Here is a 21889-nt window from a genome sequence, read left to right on the forward strand (position 1 = left end):
GGGGTCACGGCGGCCATTGGCGCGGCGGCGGCTTCTGGCCGGGGATCGCCATCGGGGCGGGTATTGCCGGCGCGGGTTATTACGGCGGCTATTACGGCTACGGCCAACCATATTACGGCAATCCGTATTACTATGGTACCGGCTACAACGATGGCGGCTATGGCGGCTGCTACGTCGTGCGCAAGCGCGTCATGACGCCGTCGGGCTGGCGCATCCGCCCCGTGGATGTTTGCGAATAGGCGGCGGCGCCCGTTAAAAAACAAGGCCGTTGACGCAATATACCGTCAACGACCTTGCCAGCCCCGGACATTGAAATCGGCTCACGCCATCCGGTAACGGCGAGCATCGCTTGGAATCATACGGGCGAATGTGATCCAGTTCACAAGTCCAAAAATTTAAGGCGGCGGCGCCGACTGCTCAGCCGCGCGAGCGCTTGCGTGCACTGGCATGGACACGATGCCGTGCAGGTTTCCTGCGGGTAACCGAGGGAGTCTCCGCCTCGGTTGCTCGGGCGCTGGCAAAGGATTGCCGCAGGCCGTCGATGGACTCGTTGAGTGTCGTGACCTGCTCGGACAGACGCTTGGTGTCGGCCTGCTGGAATGCGAGCAAGCGTTTCACACTCTGGAGCTGGTCTTGGACGACCTGGAGCTGGTCAATCGATTCCTGCTGGGTTGCCTCCAGCCCCTTGGTCTTCTCGACCAGCTGCTCGGATGCTTGTGCGGTGCGAGCCTGAAGCTGCCGCGACGCCACCACCCGGTCGGTCTCAGGGGCTGAGCCGGTATAGACGCGCCAGATCGCGATCGAGGTCACGCCGGCGATCAGCAGCAGGAGCGCGGCGGCGGTCAGCGCGATGGGCTGGGCGCCAAGGCGAAGGAGGGGATGGGACCGTGTGTCCTCTGCGAGATCGATCATCGCTGACAAAACCCAAATTGAAACTTGGTGAGTGGCGAAGACCGGCAACCCTGAGGCCGCCGGGTGTCCCGAAAGCGTTACGTTTCGGCAAGGAATGGGACCAAAAAGAGGCCAAGAGCAAAAAAACCAGCAATCAGGATGCCTTAGGGCATCCGAGCGCCCGTCAGAGGCAGAGATCAGGGCTGAAACGGCGAAAACGGACCTGAATAGGTCTTCGATCGGGGCGCCGCATAGGGTCCGAGCCGGGAGGTCTTCAGTCCCAGTCGCACCAGTGATTCCGCCAAAGTCACTGCGGCGGCGACGCCGTCGATCACAGGCAGGCCGTGCATGGCGGCGAGTTCATTGGCGAGATCGGCCATGCCGGCGCAACCGAGCACCACGGCCTCTGCGCGGTCGTCGCGGATCGCGACTGTGATTTCGGTGGAGATTTTTGCGAGCGCATCGGTGTTGCGCTCCTCCAGCGCGAGCACCGGCACCTCGGCGGCGCGGACGCGGGCGCAGCGTTCGGCGAGGCCGTATTTCCGCAAATTATGCTCGATCGGCACGATGGAGACACCGAGCGTCGTCACCACGGCGAAGCGCGCGGCGATCAGGCTCGCCATGTGGAAGCCGGCCTCGCCAATGCCGATCACGGGTGCCTTTGCCGCGGCGCGCGCGGCGTCGAGGCCGGTGTCGTCGAAGCAGGCAATGATATGCGCGTCCGCGCCGTCGCGGTCGGCCTCACGGATGCAGCCGAGCATGCCGGGCACCGCGAACGCCTCGTCGTAAAATCCCTCGATCGAGACCGGGCCCATCGTGGGCTGGCGCGCATCGATCACGGTATTGGGCAGGGCGACCGCGCGCGCGGCAGCGGCGATCTTCACCGTCATGGTCGCAGTGGTGTTGGGATTGACGACGTGAAGCCGCATCAGATCAGACAAGCCCTTTGCCAGCGTCCGAGCCTTTGGCCGCCTGCCGCTTGTTGAGCATGTGGATGGTGCCGAGCGCAAGCGCGATCACCGTGAACGAGACGACCGAGATCACGGTGCCGAGCGCATAGATGTCCGGGTTCGTCACGGTGGTGGTGAGGCCCTGGAGATCGAGCGGCAGCGTGTTCACCGCCCCGATCGCCTGGCTGGAACGCGCGAGTTCGTCCCAGGACAGCGTGAAGCCGAACAGTCCAATGCCGATCACGGAGGGCAGGATGATCGGCAGCACGACATGACGGAAGGCCTGCCATGGCGTTGCGCCGAGATCGCGCGCGGCTTCCTCGAGCCTGGGATCGAACCGGTTGAAGATCGCGAACATGATGAGGAGGCCGAACGGCAGCGTCCAGGTCAGATGTGCGCCGAGGCCCGAGGTGAGCAGGCCCATCGATGTCTCGAAATTCTCGTTGATGGTGCCCTTGATCAGATCGTCGATGATGCGGAATTCAAGCGAGATGCCGAGCGAGGTGATGATCGAGGGCACGATGAGGCTCGCGATCGCCGAGTAGAACAGGATGCTTTGCGCTTTGAACTTGCGGCGAAACGCCATGCCGGCGGCGACCGACAGCACGACGGTGACGATCATCACGATAATGCCAAGCAGCAGCGAACGGCGAAAGGCCGCGCCAAGATCGACGATACCGGTGCCCTGGAACAGTTTTGCGATCCAGAAAGTCGACACACCGTTCATCGGGAAGGTGAGGCCACCCTGCGGTCCCTGGAACGACAGCACGTAGATCGCGATCATCGGGCCGTAGAGGAACAGCGTGTAGGCTGCGAAGAAGATCGCGAGCACATAGAAAGATCGCGGGCGTCCTTCCTTCATGCTCTAGAGCTCCTTCTTGATGTCGACGATGCGCGACATCATGGTGATGATCAGGAATGTGATGACGAGCAGGATCACGGCGTTGGCCGCCGCTGCCGGGAATTGCAGCGCGTTCACCCGCGTCTCGATGATCTTGCCGGCGGCCGCGATCTGCTGCCCGCCCATCACGCCGATGGTGATGAAGTCGCCCATCACGATGGTGATGACGAAGATCGAGCCGATCACGATACCGGGCTTGGCGAGCGGGATGATGACGTTGACCAGCGTCTGGAAGCCGGTCGCCCCGGCGTCATAGGCGGCCTCGATCAGCGATTTGTCGATGCGCACCATCGAATTGAAGATCGGCACCACCATGAAGAAGGTGAAGAGGTGAACCAGCGCCAGCACCACGGAGAATTCGGAGAACAGCAGCCACTCAACGGGATGGTTGATCAGCCCCGTCTTCACCAAGCCTGAGTTGACCAGGCCATTGCGGCCGAGCAGCGGAATCCAGGCGATCATGCGGATCACGTTGGAGGTCCAGAACGGGATCGTGCAGAGCAGCGACAGTCCCATTTGCCAGGTTTTCGACTTGACGTGAAAGGCGAGGAAGTAGGCGACCCAGAAGCCGATGAAGAGTGTGATGATCCACACGAGGAAGCAGAGCTTCAGCGTCTTCAGATAAGTCTTGGCGATGGTGCAGAGATCGGGGAGCTGCGCGATGCAGCCCTCGAACGTGTCGGTGTAGCCGCGGCCCGAGAAGGCCGGCAGCAACTGGTATTCGTTGTAGTCCCAGAACGAGACGATGACGACGAAGACGAGCGGGATCAGGAAGAAGGCGAGGAACACCAGCATCATCGGCCCGGCCTGGAGCCAGGAGATGAAGGAGGGTGACAGCCGCGCCGCTTTGCTGCGGCGCGCCGTCTCCGATCCCCGGACCAGGTCCGGGGATGCCTGTTGCAGGATGTCCTCCGACGTGTCCATCAGATTACGCCGCGATGAACTCGTTCCACTTGCGGACCATGTAGTCGTTCTCATCCATCACGGCGTTCCAGCACGCGACGCCACCCATGCGGTCCTCGTAGGAACCGCCGTCGCGCACGGCGCCTGCCTTTTCGAGCAGCGAGCCGTCGGGCGCCTTGATGTCCTTCTCGGCCGCCTTGCCTTCCATCCAGTAGGCCCACTCGTAAGGCTCCATATGCGCCTTCGCGGTGGAGAGCACGGCCGAGTAGTAACCCTGGCGGTTGAGATAGGCGCCGGCATAGCCGGACAGGAACCAGTTGACGAACTCATAGGCCCATTCGAGCTTCGCACCCGAGACGCCCTTGGAGACGCAGAAGCCCGAGGCCCAGGAGCGATAGCCTTCCTTGAGCGGCTGGAAGGTGCAGGCAATCCCCATTGAGCGGACCTTCGTCACCGCCGGCGACCACATCGACTGGATGACGGTCTCGCCCGAGGCCATCAGGTTGACGCTCTCGTTGAAGTCTTTCCAGAAGGCGCGGAACTGACCGGCCTTCTTGGCCTCGGTCATCACCTTCATGGTGAGATCGATCTCTTCCTTGGTCATGTTGCCCTTGTCGGCATATTTGTACTTGCCGGAGGCTTCCACGACCATTGCGGCATCCATGATGCCGATCGAGGGGATGTTGAGGATCGAGGCCTTGCCCTTGAATTCGGGATTGAGCAGCTCGGACCATGAGCTGATCGGACGCTTGATGATGTCGGGACGGATGCCGAGCGTATCGGCGTTGTAGACGGTCGGGATCAGAGTGACGAATTCGGTCGCCGACGTCGCGAACTTCTTGGAGTCCTTGCCTTCGAGATAGAGCACCTTCCAGGGCGCAGTGCCCTGGCTGCCGATCTTCTTGCCGCCAGGCGTCTGGCCCTTGGTGAAGACAGGCGTGATGTTGTCGAATTCCTTGATCTTCCTGGCGTCGAGGGCAAGGATGTTGCCTGACGGGACGATCTTCTTCAGCGAAAAATATTCGGTGTCCAGCACGTCGAAGGAATTCGGCTGGGTCATCACGCGCTTAGTGACGTCGTCGGTGGTCGCGGTGATGTATTCGATCTTGATGCCGGTGTCCTTCAGGCACTGCTTGGAGATGTCGTCGCCCTCGTTCACCGCGGTGCCGAGATAGCGCAGCACCTTCGGCTCGGCCGACATGACATAGGGAAAGCCGGTGATGGCGCCGGAGCCAGCGGCAAGGCCGGCGAGACCCGCGGTGCTCTTGAGTAGCGTGCGGCGGCTAAGGCCCTTCTTCCTGGTCGTTTCGGTCATATCAGTCACTCCTCTGTTGCGCATTCCGGTGATTGATCGGCGCTATTGCAGACGTTGCGCCTTGGCGGGATCCCAGGTGGCCAGCACGCGATCGCCCGGCCGGAACTGGTGGACGTCGAAGGCGGCCTCGGGAAGGTGGGAGAACAGGGCGGTCCCATCTTCGAGCGTGAGTGAGACGGCGATGTAGGAGCCCTGGTACTCGGTCTGGGTCAGCAGCGCCGGCGCGCCGACCGCGCCGTCGGCAATCGGCACGATGCCGAGCTGATCGGCGCGCACGGCGATGAGTTTGCCTGCGTCGCTGAGGACGTTGTGACCGCCAATGAAGCGCGCCACGAATTCGGTGCGGGGATGATGGAAGATATCGCGGGCACTTCCCTGCTGTTCGATCCTGCCCTGGTTCATCACCACGATGTGGTCGGCGAGCGCCATCGCCTCTTCCTGGCCGTGCGTGACCTGGACGAAGCTGATGCCGAGTTCGCGCTGCAGCCGCTTCAATTCGCCCCGCATCTTCACCCGCAGGAACGGATCGAGTGCCGAGAGCGGCTCGTCGAGTAACAGGATCTGCGGCTCGGTGATCAGCGCGCGGGCGAGCGCGACGCGCTGCTGCTGGCCGCCGGAGAGCTGTGCGGGAAGCCGGGCCGCGTAGGGCGTCATCGCCACCAGCTCGAGCAACTCGCCGGCGCGCTTGTGCCGCGTCGCCCGGTCGATGCCGCGCATTTTCAGGGCAAACGCCACGTTGTCGATCACGGTGAGGTGCGGGAACAGCGCGTAGGACTGGAACATCATCGCCGTGCCGCGCTTGGCGGGTTCGAGATCGGTGACGTTCTGCGGACCCAGGATGATGTCGCCCTCGCTGACGGCCTCGTGGCCGGCGATCATGCGCAAGGTCGAGGTCTTGCCGCAGCCGGAGGGGCCGAGCAGGCAGCAATAGGTGCCGGCCGGGATCTTCAAATTGACGGTGTCGACCGCCAGCGTCGTGTCGTAGCGCTTGCTGACGGCGACCAGTTCGAGGGCGGCGGGAGTGGCCATGGCGTGTCCGGGGCGAGGGCGATGCTGCGCCTCTCTCCGCAAGGTCCATGCCAATCGCGCTTGAATCGTTCTCGGCCGGCCGAATTCCAAAACAGTGCAGCGGAGTCAGATCGTTAGATCGAATCTCATGTGCGTGGGCGGCTCGTGGCCTTCGCAGTTGCGTGCACACAAAACAGGCGCGGATTGTATAAAGTTTCGCCTGTGATTGGATACAGCTGGTCGATTAGGATTCGACGCCATCTTCGACGATCGAGCCCTCACATTCATGGCTGCCAAGTCCCGACCCAAATCCGACGCGCCAGATGCGAGCGATCGCGTCAGCCGCATCCGGGAAGGCGTGACTGCGGCGATCCTCGAACATCGCCTGCTGCCCGGCACGAAACTCGGCGAGGACGAGATCGGCGAGATCTACGGCGCAAGCCGAACGCTGGTGCGCACCGCGCTTCAACAGCTCGCGCATGAAGGCATCGTCAACATCGAGAAGAACCGCGGCGCCTTCGTCGCGCGGCCGACGCCTGCGGACGCCCGAGAAGTATTCGAGGCGCGCCGCCTGATCGAGCCGACGATCGTCGATCACGCCGTTGACGCGGTGTCGCCGGCCTGGATCGGGCGTCTCCAGCGGCATCTTGCCGAGGAACGCGAGGCGGAGCTGCGTGGCGACGCGCGTGCTTCGGTCCGCCTCTCCGGCGACTTCCATCGACTCGTCGCCGAGATGAGTGGCCACAGCATCTATCTCGGTTTTCTCAAGGAGCTGATCGCGCGCTCCTCGCTCATCATCCTGCTCTACCGCCGGCACGACACGCCGGCCTGCGGCACCAATCATCACGCCGGCATCGTCGCCGCGATCCGCAAATGCGACAGGGAGGCCGCGCGCGCGCAGATGTTGTCGCATCTGAACGAGATCGAGGCCGAGCTGTTCCTGAAGGATCCCGCCGCCGACGAGTTGCGGCTCGCGGACGTGCTCGGGGCGTGAGCGCAACGAGGCGTCCGCGCCCCGTTGGGCGCGGCCGCGGCTATTGCGGCTCCAATCCGAGAGTCTTGATCGAGCCGAGCCAGACCGGCCCTTCCTTTTCGTAGAGCGCAATCGAGGATGCGCGGTCCATTGCCGGCTGGTCGACGCCGAAGGCATCGAGCAGCTTCTGCACGCGCTCCGTCTTGCCGCCTTCGACCATCAGCTTGGCGAGCATGTCGATCCGGTCTGCCGGCATCGCAGCAGGCGCCACCAGCGCGGTAAAGCTGGTGAGCTGGAAGACATTGCCGGTGACCCCTTGTTCGGTAAACGTCCTGGTCTCGGGCAGCTTCTTCATGCGCACCGGTGTCGGCACCGCAATCGGGCGGCCGACGCCGGTATCGAGCACCGGAAGCGCGGCCTGATAGCTGCCGACCGCCGCCTGGATCACCCCGGCGGCCAAATCCTGCCACATCGGCGCTTCGCCGCGGTAATGCACGATGGAAATGTCGAGACCGAATTGTCGGTTGAGCTCGGCGATCGCAATGTGCGCGAACGAGCCGATCCCGTACGAGCCGGCCGTGACCTTGTTGCCACGGGCGTACGCGACGAACTCTTCGATCGTCTTTGCGTTTGTGGCGGAATGGACCACCAACGGCAGATGCCCCGAAGGCGTCACCGCGACGATCGTGAAATCCTTGTCCGGATCATAGGCCAGCGATTTCAGCAGCAGCCGGTTACCGAGCAAGGTGGACGAGATCGTGTACATCAGCGTGTAACCGTCCGCCGGAGAATCCTTCACCGACTGTGCCGCCAGCGCACCGCTGGCTCCGGTTTTGTTTTCGACAATGACCGGCTGGCCAAGCTTCTGCGAGATATAGTCGCCATAGGCGCGGGCGAAGGCATCGGTGATGCCGCCTGCCGGTGTGGAGACGACGATCCTGATTGCCCGGGTCGGCCAGGCTTCGGCCCAAGCCGTTTCAGAAGCGGCCATCGTGAGGCATGCAATCGCGGCAGCCCAAACTCTTGCGGATCTCCGCACTTCGGCCTCCCCCTTTTCCCTGTGTCATTGGGCAGCCGGCAGCCACCGCAACGAGGTGTCACACGGGCGAGGAGGAGGGTCAAGAAATCAAAATATCGTTTCACTGTGTGAAATGATCATCGCCGACCTTCAGGAGAGCCCGGCGCAGCAAGCTTGGCGCCGAGCGCCTCGGCAAGTGCGGAAGCGACTTTCTTCATCGGAGGTACGAAGCGCCGCACGCCGTCCTCCAGACCGACCGCCTCGCGCAGCATCATCACGTTCATGCTGCCGAACAGCCGATTCCGCAAAATCACGGGTACGCCAATCGCCCAGACTGCGCCGCCGAAGATACTGCGGCTGTAGCTGTCGTCCATCACCGCGAAGCCGGCGCCGCGGATCGCGCGCAGCACTTTGGCGAGCCTGCCGGGGTTGCGCGCCAGATCGTTCCAGGGCTCGGGACCGAGGGCAAGCCGCGCGGCAATGCGCTCCTGCTCGGCGGGCTCGCAGAAGGCGAGATAGGCGCGCCCCATCGAGGTGCCGAGAACGGGAAAGCGAAATCCCGGCGGACGGCTGAACAGCAGCGATCCATCCACGCGCGTCGTGTGGGCGATGACCATGGATTCCTGATCGAGCACGGCAATGTCTGACGGCCAGTGGATCTGCTTGCGGAATTTGTTCAGGATGGGTTCTGCGATGCCGCCAATCCAGGTCGGCTCGTCATAGCCTGCGCTGAGCAGCAGAGCCCGTCCCGTCGGCGCGTAGCTGGCAGGCTCGGTGCGGCGTACCACATAGCCTTCGTGCTCCAGCGTCTGGAGCATGCGGACGATCGTTGACTTGTTCAGCCCCGTCGCTTTGTGCAGCGAGCCGACGGTCGACTGCCGTTCCTGGTTGATCACCCGCAGGACTTCCAGGCCCCTGGACAACGCGATGACGGGACGGAACGACGTCATGGCAGCTCCTTGTGATTGCGTGTGCCGCTGGCCATGAAGCAACCGCCGGAGAGACAGGGCAGCGCGTTCGACGCCAACGCCTTCACCGATTGCGGGAAGGCTGGAATGAGTCAAGCTCGCTGACGTGTTCATCTCGGTTTCGAGAAGGGCGGGATTCGCAGTCAAGCCGATCGCTTGCTGCGCCGGCGGCAATTTAGTTCCTGTGGTCAAGCCGCTCGCAGCCTCGTGTGGACGGTCGGGTGCTGCGGCGTCACGTGACTAGTCCTCGCGAGCCGCACCAGCTATAGGAGGACGCTCCGTCATCGAACTGTCATGAACCTGTAAATGCTGAAGTCAGACGCAACGCCGGTTCGCAAGGTTCCGAGCGCGCGGGATGGGAATCCTCTTGCGAAGGACAACAAGAGAACGCAAGTCATCGCCAGCTTTTTGAGGCAGCGTGAACCCGCCGAGCTCGTCGCGGAACCTGTGATCGTCGAGGGCGCTGTGATTGATCAGACGCCATCGCAGGACGCGGAACCGGCAACGGAACCACTCCCGTCGAGCGGCGCCGCGCCTGCCGCCGGCGAGATCGAACTCAAGCTTCTCGTCGATGCCGATCGCATGGCGCATTTCAATGCCGCCCCCGTCATCGCGGCGAACGCGCGCAACAAGGGCACGCGCAAGCATCTCAAGTCCGTCTATTACGACACGCCGGAGCGGACGTTACGTCGCAACGGCTTGAGCTTGCGCGTTCGTCGGAGCGGTGCGCGCTGCGTGCAAACCGTGAAGACCGATGTGGTGGACGATCCGCTCCGCCGCGGTGAGTGGGAGGCGAGCGTACCTTCGCTTGCGCCCGATCTCGCTTTGGCAATGTCTTTCATTCCGGAGAAGCTTCGCGGCCACCTGGAAGCACAGCCGCTCGAAGCCGTCTTCACCGCCGATGTCCATCGCCATGCGCGGTTGATCGACCTGCCGTCAGGCACGGTCGAGATCGCCTTCGACCGGGGCGAGTTGACGGCCGGCGATCGTTCACTGCCGGTGAGCGAGATCGAGTTGGAACTCAAGAGCGGCAGCGGCAGCACGATCTACGAGATCGCGTTGCGGCTTGCAGAGCACGGCCTCGTGAAGCCCTCCATCCGCTCCAAATCGGCACGCGGCTTCGACCTCGCCGCCGACAGGCCGCCCTCGGCGCGACGTCCGCGAAAATTTCGTCTCGATCCGTCAGTTACATTGGACGAGGCGTTCGCGACGATCCTGCGCTCCTGCTTCCTCCATTTGCTTCAGTCGCTGCCGGCGGCCGAGGACGGCCGCAATCCGGAAGGCGTCCATCAGCTGCGCGTCTCTCTGCGCCGGCTTCGATCGGCGCTGGACCTGATGCGGTCGGTCGGCGCGCTCAGCAATCTCGACGCGCTGCGGTCGGAAGCCAGATGGCTCGCGCAAGACCTCTCCGCCGCGCGCGACTGGGACGTGTTCCAGATCGAGACCTTGCCGACGATCGCAAAGGCCTGTCCGTCGGTCGCGGGCTTTGATGCGCTGGGCCGGGCCGCGGCCGGGCGTCAGTCCGACGCCTATCGCAAGGCGCATGACGCGCTCGAAGATCGCCGCTGCGCCATATTCCTGCTCGGCCTCGGCAGCTGGATCGAGATGCGCGGCTGGCGCAACGACGTCGCCGCTGAGGATCTCAGCCAACTCGTCGAACCCGCCGTCAATTTCGCGCAGCGCATTCTGTCGGAGCAATATGCGAAGGTGCTCAGGCGCGGCCGCCGCTTCAAGTCGCTTTCCGCCGAAGGTCTGCACCGCGTGCGGCTGGCGACCAAGCGGCTGCGCTATCTCAGCGAGTTTTTGCTGCCGCTGTTCGTGGACCGCAAATCCGCGCGAAAATTCTCGCGCAGGCTCGCCGATTTGCAGGAGCAGCTCGGCGCCTTCAACGACATGGCGGTGACTACATCATTGCTGGACCGGCTTGGTGCTGAGCCCGAGGGTGCCATTGCCGCGGCGGCGATTGCCGGCTGGCAGGCGCGCGCGTCGATCGGGGTGCAGCCTGCCTTGCAAAGCACGTGGCGCGATTTCACCGCCGCGCGCGTGCCCTGGTCGCGGCAGACGCCGCAGGACTGAGCGAAGTACATCCTTGAAAAGTTGCGGCCAGCCATTGGGGGATGGCTGGCCGCGCGCGAACCGGTCTGGGACGGGGAGGGGTGGGGATGTGACCGGGTCGCGTATCTCTTTCGTTTGTCTCTACTGATCTCTCGCGCTGGCGGTGGAGACCGCCGGCTTGGTGTCGCCGAGCGAGACCCAGACGTTGGGATCGCTCTGCGACTGGCGCTTGACGAAGCGATAGCCGGTCTCCGTCCAGGCAACGACGTTCTCGTTCTGATTGTCGAGAACGAACTCGCCCTTGTCGGTCTTCACCGTCAGCACCGCGTGTCCTTCGCCCTTCTTGTCGCGCACGACGGTGATGAGTAGGGCCTCGCGCGGCCATCCGGCATCGATCAGCATCTTGCGCTTCAACAGTACGTAGTCTTCACAGTCGCCGTAACCGTCGGACGGTAGCGACCACTTTTCGATCACGCCCCAGTGCTCCTGGTCGGTCAAAGGCTTGACGGTCTCGTTGACCCAGCGATTGACCTTGACGAGGTCGCGCCATGCAGCCTGCGACATCACGATGTCGCGCGCTTGCGTCGGTGCGCCCTGGCACTGAGCGGCATTATCCGCACAGAACTCGACCCAGCCGATCGGCGCACGCGTGGTGTCGCCGAGGCTTGCGTAGAGCAGACGGCTTTCGCCGGCCTGCGCTGCCGCGCTCATTCCGAAGAGCATGGCGGCCAGCGCCATTCCCTTCCCCTGTCCCCTGAAATCAAACATTGCGGCCCCCGTTTCTTGTTGGGACCACATTGCGCAGGGAGCTTTTGAGTTGCCGCTAAGTCAGCCAAGTCAAGTCGAGACGAATGCAAGTAAAACACGCGGAAAATTCGATCTATACTTGAGTCAAACTTGAATAAAATTCGATATGACTGCAATTGATTCAAATTTTATCGATTAACGCGGAAACGCTGGCGGAACCGTTGTTTGCACGCACCCGCAGCCTCCGCGTTAACCCGCGCGAGGCCGGTCACGACCCATGAAAAAGGCGGCGTCCGCATCGCGGAGGCCGCCTTCAGGGCGGGAAATGCAGTGGTTTTGGTGCCTTCGCGCTTTACCGCGCGGTAACGCTCTCTTCGAGAGTTTCAATTGGCTGCGAATGCATGAACTCGAGCGCGAAGCCGTCTTCGAGGTTTCGGACCACGCGACCCTGCACCCGGCCGAGCAGAACCGTCGATTTCAGCGGGGGGCGGTTCTCGGCGGCGATGGCCGCGCCCGAGAGCGAGAGGTCGATGATGCGGCAGGTCATCTTGGTGCCGTCCTCGAGCGTCAGCACCGCGATCGGGTTGCGCGGCACGATACGATCGTGGCGGCGGTCTTCCGGCAAATTGAGGATGTCGCGGTTGGCGAGCCAGGTCAGCTGTGCCGCAAGCTTGTCGCGCTTTCGCGGCGTGGCACCGACGGTCATGGCGAAGCCATTGTCGATGATGCGGGTGATCTTGCCCTCGACGCGGCCGATATGGTCGAGATAGGCGACCACGCGGTCGCCGACATTGCCGATGCCGGGGGCCAGCAGTGCCAGCCCGCCCGGCGACATGTTGATCACCTGGCAGGGAAATTCACGGCGGTCCGGCAGCATGTAGCGGCCGAGCAGGTGAACCTTCACCCGCTGGAAACGCCGACGTTCCTCGGCGGCCGGAAGAAATTTTTTGTGCGCCAACGCCATTTTCACAACCCGACCCCCCGCCTGGCGGAGTCCGGGACGACCCTAAGGTGCACAGGGTTAATGCCGCGTTAGCATCGGGCGCGGCGATGACGAACAGCCACAATGCGTTCGAAAAGCCACATCAGTGGCGGGCAGGCCAGCACCGTCAGCGCGCCGAGGTCGAGCGCGACCGCGGCAGTGCCGGCCGATTTGGCGAGCCGGCCCGCCACCGCCGGCCCCAGCATCATCGCGGCATAGAAGAGAGTGTAGAACACGCCCATCCCGATCGCCCTGGTTTCCGGCACGAGCACGCGGGCGGTCAGGCTCATGATCGGCCCGGCCGGATGGCCGCCGATCAGGCCGATCAGGACCAGGATCGTGATCACGGCGTCGGACCGGGTCAGCCAGGCCAACAGCCCGGCCACCACCAGGCTGGCCGCGATCGCCAGCATGAAGGGGCGTTTGAAACGATCGGCGAGATAGCCGCCCGCCGGCACCGAGATCACCGACAGCCACATCACGAGACTGATCGCCGATCCCGCCGCGGCAATGCTCCAGCCGCGCTCGGCGAGCAGCGAGGGGCCGAACGAGAAGATCATGGCGAAGCCGACATTATAGAGGCCCCAGATCGCACCCGCGACGATCACCGCCAGAAGCGCGAGCGGATCAAGCCGCCCGGAGCCGGCCGCGCTGGCGCTTGCTCCGGGCGGCGATTGGTAGAATGTGATCAGCACAATGCCGATCGCGGTCAGCGCGCCCGCCACGAGGAACACGGCGCCCGCGCCATAAGCGGTGCCGATTGCCGGCAGCACCAGCAGCGAGATCGCAACGCCTGCCGGCCAGGAGTTGACGAAGATCGCCATCGCGGTGGCGATCTCCTTCCCCGCAAACCAGTCGGTGCCCATCTTGGTGAGTTGCACGGTCAGCAGCACGCCGCCGGCGCCGGAGGCGAGCCGGCCCGCCATCTGCCAGCCCCAGACGTCGGTGGTGGCCATGACGAGGCTGCCCGCCGTCATCAGCAGCAGCGCCACGATCGTGGTGGGCTTGTCGCCGAGGGTGCGGCCGATCGCGCCGCCCGGCAGCGCCAGCACGATGCCCGGTGTGAAATAGAGTCCGATCAGGATGCCGATATCGGCGAGCCCGATGCCGAAGCTCTGCTGCAGCAGCGGCGCGACCGCGGCCACGCTCTGGAACTGGAACGCGATGGTGAGGCGAACGACGAACAGGATCGCAAGTATGCCCCAGCGATTGCGCAACGCTTCATCTCCCCAAACCCTGTATCAAGCGTGCGGTGGGGAGACGCCGGAGTCAACCGGCCGTCTTCCTCGTCGCGCGCCCATAGAGGAGACATAGCAGCGCCAGCAGCACCGCGGCCGAGAGCCCGAGCGACCAGTGAATGCCGATCGCCGCACCGAACAGTCCGACGGTGATGCCGCTGAAGGCCCGCATGCCGAGCCCGGCCATGTTGTAGAGGCCGACGACGCGGCCGCGAATGTCGGACGGCGCGTTCAACTGCACCAGCGCCTGCGCCATGGTGTTGAACGACAGCTCGAAGAAGCCTGCAAAGAACAACAGCACGATCGCGACCGGGTAGATCCGCACCGAGGCGAAGCCGAGCAGCGCCACGCTCCACAGCATCGCGAGCACGATCGCGGTGCGCGGCGTGCCCTTGAGCCGTCCCCAGGATTCCAGCGCGATGCCGGCGAGCAGCGCGCCGGCAGCATCAGCCGCGAGCAGCACGCTATAGGAGATTCCAGGATCGCCGCGGCCGAGATCGCCGGCAAAGCCCGGCATCTGGGCGTGATAGGCATTGCCGATCATGAAGGAGGTGAGGCCGGCAAGCCACGTCATCGCCGTCAGCACCGGCTGCGTGCCGATGGCGCGGATGGTCAGCATGATGTCGGCAAGGCCGCGCACCGCGAAGCGCCGCACGGCCACGCTGCTGTCGCGCACCGGCGCCCAGAACAGCCACAGCAGCATCGGCAGATAAAACAGCGTGTTGAAGATGATGCCATGCGAGGTGCCGAGCGTGAGCATGATGATGCCGCCGACGGCAGGTCCGACCAGAATGCCGAGATAGCGCGCCATCGCATTCAGCCGCACCGCGCTCGGAAGATCGGCGGGGCCGACGAGATCATAGAGCAGCAGCTGGTTCGGCGTCTGCCACAACACGCCGGCGCAGCCATGGATCACCAGCAGCAGCATGGCGTGCCACATCTCGATCGTGTCGGTGATGAAGAAGAACCCCCATCCAGCCGAGGCAACGATGAACAGCAACATGCCGCATTGAATGATGCGGCGCGGATCGACCCGGTCGGCCAGTCCGCCAACCGCGACCGAGAACAGCAGGAACGGCAGCCAGTGCGACAGCACCGCAAAGCCCGCCAGCGCCGGCGAATGGAATTTCTGGAACACCACCCAATAGCTGATCACATGCTCGATATTGTCGGCCATCATCGCCAGCACGTAAGCGACGAACTGGAGCCGGTACGGCACCGACTTCATCGCCGCGAACGAGCCGGAAGCGACCACGGGATTTTGGGGGAGGGGGTTCAAGAGGGCACCTGATTGGGACTTTCGCGCCGTGCCTACACGTTCAACTGCAAGTGCTCAAGACAGTTGGGTGTGCCTGGAGGTCAGCCATGCATCGCTGCCACACACTCCACCGTCATCCTGAGGTGCGCGCTCTTGCGCGCCTCGAAGGATGGACTGCAAGCGCCCGTGGCCCATCCTTCGAGGCTTCAGCTCGCGATGCAAATGCATCGCGAGCTTCGCACCTCCAGCGACAACCGCTTTGCGGTTGGGCGGGGATGACGGTGATGAGTGTGGCGAGCGCTGTAGCCCGGATGAGCGCAGCGATATCCGGTTCTCTCGTTCGAGCGCCCTAACCGATCTTGCCGCGAACATAGGCTTGCGCCTGCTCGACGAGATCATTGAGCGAGCCATCGGCAGTATCGAGGACAAGATGCTCTCGATCCCACGGCTCATAGTGCCGATTCACTATTTCGTCCCAGCTGGGCAGTTCAATACCGTTGATGTCGGAGCGTCGGCCTTCCGCTCGCCGACGGTGAACAGCCAAGTCACCGCAGACCAATTCGATCTCGACGAGATGTGCCGAGTTTTGCAAAGCGGTCTGTCGCCAACCGTCGCGGCTTGCCTGCACGGGATTCACGCAGTCCACAATAACGGCGCCGCCGAGTCTAAGGCTTTCAGCCGCGAGTGCTTTGCCAATTGTGTAGCCCAACGCATCGACGGCGAGGTCTGCATTCCGCAAAGTTTGTTCAATGGCGTCGATCCGAAGATAAGTCGCCGCAAGCCGCATCGCCAGCTCGCGGGAGACCGTCGTCTTTCCCGTGCCCGGAAGCCCACCAAACACGATCAAGACCGGTGGTAGAAAGCTCGTCGCCTGGTAGTCACGCAGCATCGGCTGCTCCCTCGCGCAGCTCCACCTCCGTCAGCCGCCGCAAACCGGGCCGCTCTGGCAGATTGTGCGGCGTCCTGACATTCCAGACGAGCCCAACAGCCTCAAACGACCGGATCAACCACCAGCCTGGATCGATCTGTCCGGGCAGCAGCCCCATTTTCGCGGAACCGGGATAAGCATGATGGTTGTTGTGCCAGTTCTCCCCCATACTGATCAGCGCTGCAAGGCGGACATTGTAACCTTGGACGGCGACGCCATCGATGATCCAGACCTGATTGCCATTGGTATGGGAGAAGTGGCCGACCAGCCAGTGTCCGGTCACGCAGACGCTGACTCGCACACAAATGCCCCAGACCAGCCATTCGAGTCCGCCGATCGCAAGGAAGAGCACGGCCCATGGCAATTGTTGCAACATCCATGTGCGCTCGACGAAGGCGTAGAACCGATCATTGGCGAGCCGCGGCTCAAGCGTGAAGCCGGGTGGATGGCGCAACACCAGCCAGCAATGCAATTGCCACCACGCGTCTCGCAAGAAGCCGGCACGATGGCAGGAATAGTCATGGCATTCGGGCTGGCGTTGTGCCCAGTCGCGGAAATCGTGCAGCCGGATCATGCCGAACGGACCGGCCATGCCGACAAGCGTGCCGAGATAGACCAGGATATGTTCGAGCCAGAGCGGACAGTCAAAGCTCGCATGGATCAGCTTGCGATGCATTCCGACGGAATGTCCGCAGCAGAGCGTGATGGCGCTGGCTGCGATGAAGAGGCCGAACGCCGACCATGAGAAGCAGACTGGTCCAAGTACGACCGCAGCCGTGGTCATGCCCGTCAGCCAGAGCGATTTTCCCGGCGCCCATCGCACAACACCGTCGAGTGGATTGGTATCGGATGTGACGATAATTCGTTCGGAGCCTGGTTGTACGTCCATGGTCTGATCCCGACCTGAGTCCGAAGCAGCTTGGCCTCGGCGTGCGCAGCCTGCGGACACAACCGCGGGGTGTCAACGCCCGCCTTGGTATTTCCAACGTCGTACGGCTGACATAGGCTGATGGCAGCCCGCATCGCCAATCATAAAACGCGGATATCGAGGAAACAGCCATGGACCAAATCCGCGTCTGCACCCACGCAGGGCCGGGCTCGGAGCCCGTCATCCGCACCGTGCCGTGGCCGAAGGTGGGCAAAAAGGCCGCGCTGATCAAGGTCGGCGCCTGTGGTGTCTGCGGCACGGACCTGCACATTCTGAAAGGACATTGGCCGAAGCCGCTGCCATGGCCGTTCACGCTCGGCCATGAGCTCGGCGGAATCATCGTCGAATGCGGTGACGAATTCACCGAGGACTTCATGAGCAAGCCGCTCAAGGTCGGCTCGAAAGTGATGATCCCGCCGCTGATGCCCTGCGGCCGCTGCTATTACTGCATCCATTATCCGCTGACCGCCAACAAATGTCTGACGCCGGTCTATTACGGCCGCTATCTCGGCTTCGACAAAGCGCCTCACATGTGGGGCGGCTGGGCCGAATACGTCTATGTCGATCTCGACATGCTGCCGGGCACCAAGATCTACAAATTGCCTGACGACATGTCGCTGCGGCTGGGTGCGCTGTCGGAGCCGCTGACCTCCTGCATCCGCGCCTTCAATCGCGCCAGCCGTGCAGGCGGTTTTTCCTGGGGCGACACGGTGGTGATCCAGGGCTCGGGCCCGATCGGCATTCTTGCGGTCGCCGCCGCGCAGGAGATGGGGGCCGGGCGCGTGATCTGCGTCGGTGCGCCGGAGGAGCCGCGGCTCAAGCTCGCGCGCGAGTTCGGCGCGGAGGCGACGGTGAACATCGACGAACTGAAGTCACCGCAAGACCGCATCGCCCGCGTGCGCGAGATCGTCGGCGGCTTCGGCGCCGATCTGGTGATGGATTGCTCGGGCCACCCCTCAGCCGGCCCCGAAGGCATCGAGATGCTGCGCGACGGCGGCACCTATGTCGAGATGGGACAGTTCACCGACGCCGGCTCGATCGAGACCTCCTGGCACCGCATCTGCACCAAGGATCTCAACGTGCTGGGCTCCTGGGGTTTCACCGGCAACGATCTGCCGCTCGGCGTCGAGATGCTCCATCGCACGGCGGACAAATATCCCTGGCTGAAAATGCAGACGATCTATCCGTTCACGGAAGACGGCGTCGCACAGGCGGTCAGGGATGCAATGGCGATGAAGACGGTGAAGTCGACCATCGTCCCATGGCCGGAGCTGGTGGAGTGAGAAACTGGTAGCCCGGATGGAGCGCAGCGCAATCCGGGATTCTCGCCTGTGGCTCCCCGTATTCCGCTACGCTCCATACGGGCTACGGGCCGGCGTTTGGAACGAAAGGCATGATGATGGACGAGACAACCGAACCAACCCATCGCACCCGCTCGCCCTTCAGCGCTATCCGCGCCATCGACTACACCGTCATCTTCGTGCGCGACATGGCGGCGATGCGTCGCTTCTACGAGGACGTTCTCGCGTTTCCGCTGCTGCGGGAGCTGTCGCCGAACTGGATCGAGTACGGCTTGGGCAGCAATACCCTGGCGCTGGCGAAGCCGGGCCGAACCGCGGGCGATGCGCCGGTGCCGCACGGCAGCGCCTCGCTGCAACTGGCCTTCAAGGTCTCCGCGGCCGAAGTCGATGCGTGTGCCGACGAACTCGCACGCCATGGCGTGGCGCTGCTGTCCCCGCCAACAAACCAGTCGTTCGGGCATCGGACGCTGTTCTTCCGCGACCCCGACGGCAATCTCTTGGAGGTCTATGCGGAGATCTGAAACGCGGGAGCGGTGGCTGTGCACGAAAAGTTCCCTCGAAAATCCGCGAGTTATTCACGCGGGGGTGAAACTTAGGCCCGGGTTGCGGCTTTCAGTTCACGGGAGAGTTCATCGTGAAGCGGATCCTGAAACCCGTCACTTACATCTTGGCCGCCATCTACTTCCTGGTGGATGCGGTCTTCATGGCCGTGGCGAGGCCGATCTCGCGCTGGATCGGGCGGCATCTCCAATTGAAGCGATTGCGCGGCTGGATCAGATCGCTGTCGCCTTATTGCTCGCTCGCCTTGTTTTCCGTACCCGTGATCATCCTGGAGCCGGTCAAGCCCGTCGCGGCCTATCTCGCGGCGACCGGCCAAGTCGTGAGCGGGGCGGTGACTTTCATCGTCGGCGAGCTGCTCAAGCTCGTGCTGGTCGAGCGCCTGTTTCAGCTCACGCGTGACAAGCTGATGCGGATTCCGGCTTTTGCCTGGGTCTATGGCAAGTTCACAGACGTCAAGGCATGGCTACAGGCAACCGAAGCCTGGCGTGCCGTTCGCGCCCTTGGCCGCGCGGCGAAGGACGCCGTTGCGCGGGCCAGAGCCAGGCTGGTCGGCGGATTCGGCAGGCTGGTGACCTCCAGGGATTAGGGCCTGCGCGTGGCTCCTCCCTGCAAGCTTGCGAACTGGGCGGTGGCTTTGATGTCAGATCCCGCTATATGCAGCAAAACGGCCCGAAAACGCTGGATGTAGTGGGTCGAGCTGACCGGTAAGCTTGTTCTCGGCATCACCAAAGCCATGCGTCATAGGCATGGTGATTTGCCCGCACTTGGCGTAAAGAGCGTCCAAATCAAACCACCACGCGTGCGGTCGAACCATTTGCCGCCTACGCAGCTTCAGGTCGCGCGGCTCGACGTTCCGCGCCTGGACCAACCAAGGTTTATCCCGTGTCTTTTCCGACCATGAGTCCGCCGCTCGCCCGAGCTTTGGCCGAGCGCAACTACGACCGTCCCACCCCCGTTCAGCTCGCCGTGCTCACGGACGAGGCCGCCGACCGCGACCTGCTGGTTTCGGCCCAGACCGGCTCCGGCAAGACGCTGGCTTATGGGTTGGCCATGGCCAAGGACCTGTTGGGCGACGCCGAGCGGTTCGAGCGGGCGGGTGCACCGCTTGCTCTGATCGTGGCGCCGACCCGCGAGCTGGCCCTGCAGGTCCATCGCGAGCTGGCGTGGCTGTACGAGCATGCGAGCGGGCGCGTCGTCTCCTGCGTCGGCGGCATGGATCCCAGGCGCGAGCAGCGCGAGCTTGCGGCCGGCGCTCATATCGTCGTCGGCACGCCCGGCCGGTTGTGCGATCATTTGCGCCGCGGCCGTCTCGACATCTCGGAATTGAAGGTGGTCGTTCTCGACGAGGCCGACGAGATGCTCAATCTCGGCTTTCGCGAGGACATGGAGTTCATCCTCAAGACGACGCCGGACACGCGCCGCACCCTGATGTTCTCGGCGACCTTCCCGCGCGGCATCGTCGCGCTCGCCAAGCAGTACCAGCAGCGGGCGTTCCGCATCGAGGTCGCAGGCGACGAAGGCGGTCATGCCGACATTGAGTACCGCGCGATCCGGATCGCGCCCGGCGATGCCGAGCACGCCGTCGTCAACGTGTTGCGCTTTTACGAGGCGCCAAGCGCGCTGGTATTCTGTAGCACGCGCGATGGCGTCCGACACTTGCAGGCGGCGCTGCTGGAGCGCGGCTTCTCCGTCGTCGCTCTCTCCGGCGAATTGACGCAGAACGAACGAACCACGGCGCTGCAGTCGCTGCGGGACGGACGCTCGCGCGTCTGCGTCGCGACCGACGTCGCCGCGCGCGGCATCGACCTGCCGAGCCTCGACCTCGTCATTCATGCCGACCTGCCCAACGACGCCGAGGTCATGCAGCATCGCTCGGGCCGCACCGGCCGCGCGGGCCGCAAGGGGACGAGCATCCTGCTGGTGCCGCCCGTGCGGCGGCGGCGTGCGGAAATGCTGCTGAACGTCTCGGGAATCGATGCGGTCTGGGGGACGGCGCCGCAGCCGGATGAGATCCGCAAGCTCGATCACGAGCGCATGAAGGACGTGCTGTTCACGGAGGAGACCACCGCGGACGATCTGGCGCTGGCGCAGGCGCTCTTGGCCGAGCGGTCGGCTGAGGAGATCGCCGCGTCACTCGCACGGCTCTATCGCGCGCGGCTGCCGGCGCCCGAAGACATCCTCGACCCCGGCGAGCGAGCTGGCCGGCCGCGCGACGATCGCGGTCGCAACGATACGCGCACGCCGCGCGACGATTTTCGTACGCCGCGCGACGCTTCGCGTGGCGACGATCGGCCCGAAAGGGTTCGGCCCAAATCGGGAAAATTGTCGTCGAAACATGGCATGGCGGATGGCAGCGTCTGGTTCCGGGCCAACATCGGACGGAAAAAGAATGCGGAAGCGCGCTGGCTGTTGCCGATGATCTGCCGCCGTGGCGGCATCGACAAGGGCGATATCGGCGCGATCAAGATCATGGACACCACGACCGAGTTCGAAATTTCCGAGCGAGTCGCGGAATCCTTCGCCGTGAAGATCAAGCGTCCGGACAAGGAAGACAATATCCGCCTCGAGCCGATGGCGGATGCGCCGCAGCGGCAGGCGGCTTCGGAAGAGCGGTCCCACGCGCCGCGGCGCGACAGCGGTCATCTTGAACGTCGCGACGATCGCCCGCGCGACAAGAGCGAATTCAAGCCACGCGGCAAGCCGCACGGCGAGCGCCCTGCGAAATTCGACGACGCTCCGGCGTTCGCGAAGAAAAAGAAGCATAAGACCAAGCCGGGCCATTCCGAACCTTCGGTCACGCCGTGGTCTGAAAAGGGTGCGCCGAGCAAGAAGCCGAAGAAGAAAAAGCATCGCGGTTGAACGGGCGTCTTCGGCAGGGACAGCAATGATGTCGCCGGATTGCACCGGCGACATCATCTGAAAAGTTAGATGGGCTCAGCGGCCACCGCCACCGCCGCCTCCGCC

General features: G+C 63.7%; 21 protein-coding genes. 7 read left to right on the top strand and 14 right to left on the bottom strand.

Annotated elements, in window-relative coordinates:
• On the top strand, window positions 1-239 hold a 239-nt coding region (locus GWG67_RS37415; protein ID WP_275174669.1), incomplete at its 5' end, for a hypothetical protein.
• Window positions 240-417: 178 nt separating this feature from the next.
• On the opposite strand, the gene GWG67_RS37420 is transcribed toward GWG67_RS37415, so the two are convergent.
• The 6 genes from GWG67_RS37420 to GWG67_RS37445 form a co-directional block, all read right to left on the bottom strand.
• Window positions 418-912, bottom strand: a complete 495-nt coding sequence (locus GWG67_RS37420; protein WP_275174670.1) for a hypothetical protein — start codon at window positions 910-912, stop codon at window positions 418-420.
• 176 nt (window positions 913-1088) lie between these two features.
• On the bottom strand, window positions 1089-1820 hold the full coding sequence (locus GWG67_RS37425) for an aspartate/glutamate racemase family protein (RefSeq protein WP_275174686.1): 732 nt from the start codon (window positions 1818-1820) through the stop codon (window positions 1089-1091).
• Between the two features lie 4 nt (window positions 1821-1824).
• Window positions 1825-2703, bottom strand: a complete 879-nt coding sequence (locus tag GWG67_RS37430; RefSeq protein ID WP_275174671.1) for an ABC transporter permease — start codon at window positions 2701-2703, stop codon at window positions 1825-1827.
• Window positions 2704-2706: 3 nt separating this feature from the next.
• Window positions 2707-3666 carry an ABC transporter permease gene (locus GWG67_RS37435; RefSeq protein WP_275174672.1) on the bottom strand — a complete coding sequence of 320 codons (960 nt, stop codon included), beginning with the start codon at window positions 3664-3666 and terminating at the stop codon, window positions 2707-2709.
• A 4-nt stretch (window positions 3667-3670) separates the two neighbouring features.
• Window positions 3671-4960, bottom strand: a complete 1290-nt coding sequence (locus GWG67_RS37440) for a PotD/PotF family extracellular solute-binding protein (protein ID WP_275174673.1) — start codon at window positions 4958-4960, stop codon at window positions 3671-3673.
• A 42-nt stretch (window positions 4961-5002) separates the two neighbouring features.
• Window positions 5003-5989: an ABC transporter ATP-binding protein gene (locus GWG67_RS37445; RefSeq protein WP_275174674.1), complete on the bottom strand. Its 987-nt coding sequence runs from the start codon at window positions 5987-5989 to the stop codon at window positions 5003-5005.
• Between the two features lie 265 nt (window positions 5990-6254).
• Here GWG67_RS37445 and GWG67_RS37450 point away from each other — a divergent pair, with 265 nt between their 5' ends.
• A complete protein-coding gene (locus tag GWG67_RS37450; protein ID WP_275174675.1) occupies window positions 6255-6962 on the top strand; it encodes a GntR family transcriptional regulator in 708 nt (235 codons plus the stop codon).
• Between the two features lie 40 nt (window positions 6963-7002).
• On the opposite strand, the gene GWG67_RS37455 is transcribed toward GWG67_RS37450, so the two are convergent.
• Together GWG67_RS37455 and GWG67_RS37460 are read right to left on the bottom strand one after the other, a co-directional pair.
• Window positions 7003-7932, bottom strand: coding sequence for a tripartite tricarboxylate transporter substrate binding protein (locus tag GWG67_RS37455; protein ID WP_275174676.1), 930 nt, complete (start codon window positions 7930-7932; stop codon window positions 7003-7005).
• A 164-nt stretch (window positions 7933-8096) separates the two neighbouring features.
• On the bottom strand, window positions 8097-8909 hold the full coding sequence (locus GWG67_RS37460) for a helix-turn-helix domain-containing protein (RefSeq protein WP_275174677.1): 813 nt from the start codon (window positions 8907-8909) through the stop codon (window positions 8097-8099).
• Window positions 8910-9233: 324 nt separating this feature from the next.
• Between GWG67_RS37460 and GWG67_RS37465 the strand changes: the two genes are divergently transcribed.
• Window positions 9234-11003 carry a CYTH and CHAD domain-containing protein gene (locus tag GWG67_RS37465; protein ID WP_275174678.1) on the top strand — a complete coding sequence of 590 codons (1770 nt, stop codon included), beginning with the start codon at window positions 9234-9236 and terminating at the stop codon, window positions 11001-11003.
• A 120-nt stretch (window positions 11004-11123) separates the two neighbouring features.
• Here GWG67_RS37465 and GWG67_RS37470 read toward each other — a convergent pair whose 3' ends face one another.
• From GWG67_RS37470 to GWG67_RS37495, 6 genes are all read right to left on the bottom strand, one after another.
• A complete protein-coding gene (locus GWG67_RS37470; RefSeq protein ID WP_275174679.1) occupies window positions 11124-11750 on the bottom strand; it encodes a transglutaminase-like cysteine peptidase in 627 nt (208 codons plus the stop codon).
• Between the two features lie 331 nt (window positions 11751-12081).
• Entirely contained in the window at window positions 12082-12693 is a 612-nt protein-coding gene (locus GWG67_RS37475) for a PilZ domain-containing protein (RefSeq protein ID WP_007602573.1), read from the bottom strand.
• Window positions 12694-12761: 68 nt separating this feature from the next.
• On the bottom strand, window positions 12762-13928 hold the full coding sequence (locus GWG67_RS37480) for an MFS transporter (protein ID WP_275174680.1): 1167 nt from the start codon (window positions 13926-13928) through the stop codon (window positions 12762-12764).
• 52 nt (window positions 13929-13980) lie between these two features.
• Complete coding sequence (locus GWG67_RS37485) at window positions 13981-15228, bottom strand: MFS transporter (protein ID WP_275174681.1); 1248 nt, start codon at window positions 15226-15228, stop codon at window positions 13981-13983.
• Window positions 15229-15556: 328 nt separating this feature from the next.
• Window positions 15557-16096 (bottom strand): AAA family ATPase, encoded by a 540-nt coding sequence (locus GWG67_RS37490; RefSeq protein ID WP_275174682.1) that lies wholly within the window; start codon window positions 16094-16096, stop codon window positions 15557-15559.
• Window positions 16086-17024, bottom strand: coding sequence for an acyl-CoA desaturase (locus GWG67_RS37495; RefSeq protein ID WP_275174687.1), 939 nt, complete (start codon window positions 17022-17024; stop codon window positions 16086-16088). Before GWG67_RS37495 ends, GWG67_RS37490 begins: the two co-directional genes overlap by 11 nt.
• Window positions 17025-17194: 170 nt before the next feature.
• Here GWG67_RS37495 and GWG67_RS37500 point away from each other — a divergent pair, with 170 nt between their 5' ends.
• The 4 genes from GWG67_RS37500 to GWG67_RS37515 all read left to right on the top strand — a co-directional run bounded on the left by GWG67_RS37500 (window position 17195) and on the right by GWG67_RS37515 (window position 21784).
• Window positions 17195-18346, top strand: a complete 1152-nt coding sequence (locus tag GWG67_RS37500) for a zinc-binding dehydrogenase (protein WP_275174683.1) — start codon at window positions 17195-17197, stop codon at window positions 18344-18346.
• Window positions 18347-18456: 110 nt separating this feature from the next.
• Complete coding sequence (locus GWG67_RS37505; protein ID WP_275174684.1) at window positions 18457-18885, top strand: VOC family protein; 429 nt, start codon at window positions 18457-18459, stop codon at window positions 18883-18885.
• A 113-nt stretch (window positions 18886-18998) separates the two neighbouring features.
• Window positions 18999-19511, top strand: a complete 513-nt coding sequence (locus GWG67_RS37510; RefSeq protein ID WP_275174685.1) for a hypothetical protein — start codon at window positions 18999-19001, stop codon at window positions 19509-19511.
• Window positions 19512-19822: 311 nt separating this feature from the next.
• A complete protein-coding gene (locus GWG67_RS37515; RefSeq protein WP_275174688.1) occupies window positions 19823-21784 on the top strand; it encodes a DEAD/DEAH box helicase in 1962 nt (653 codons plus the stop codon).
• The last annotated feature ends 105 nt before the right edge of the window (window positions 21785-21889 follow it).

This window comes from Bradyrhizobium sp. CSS354 (genome assembly GCF_029051725.1).
GTDB lineage: Bacteria > Pseudomonadota > Alphaproteobacteria > Rhizobiales > Xanthobacteraceae > Bradyrhizobium.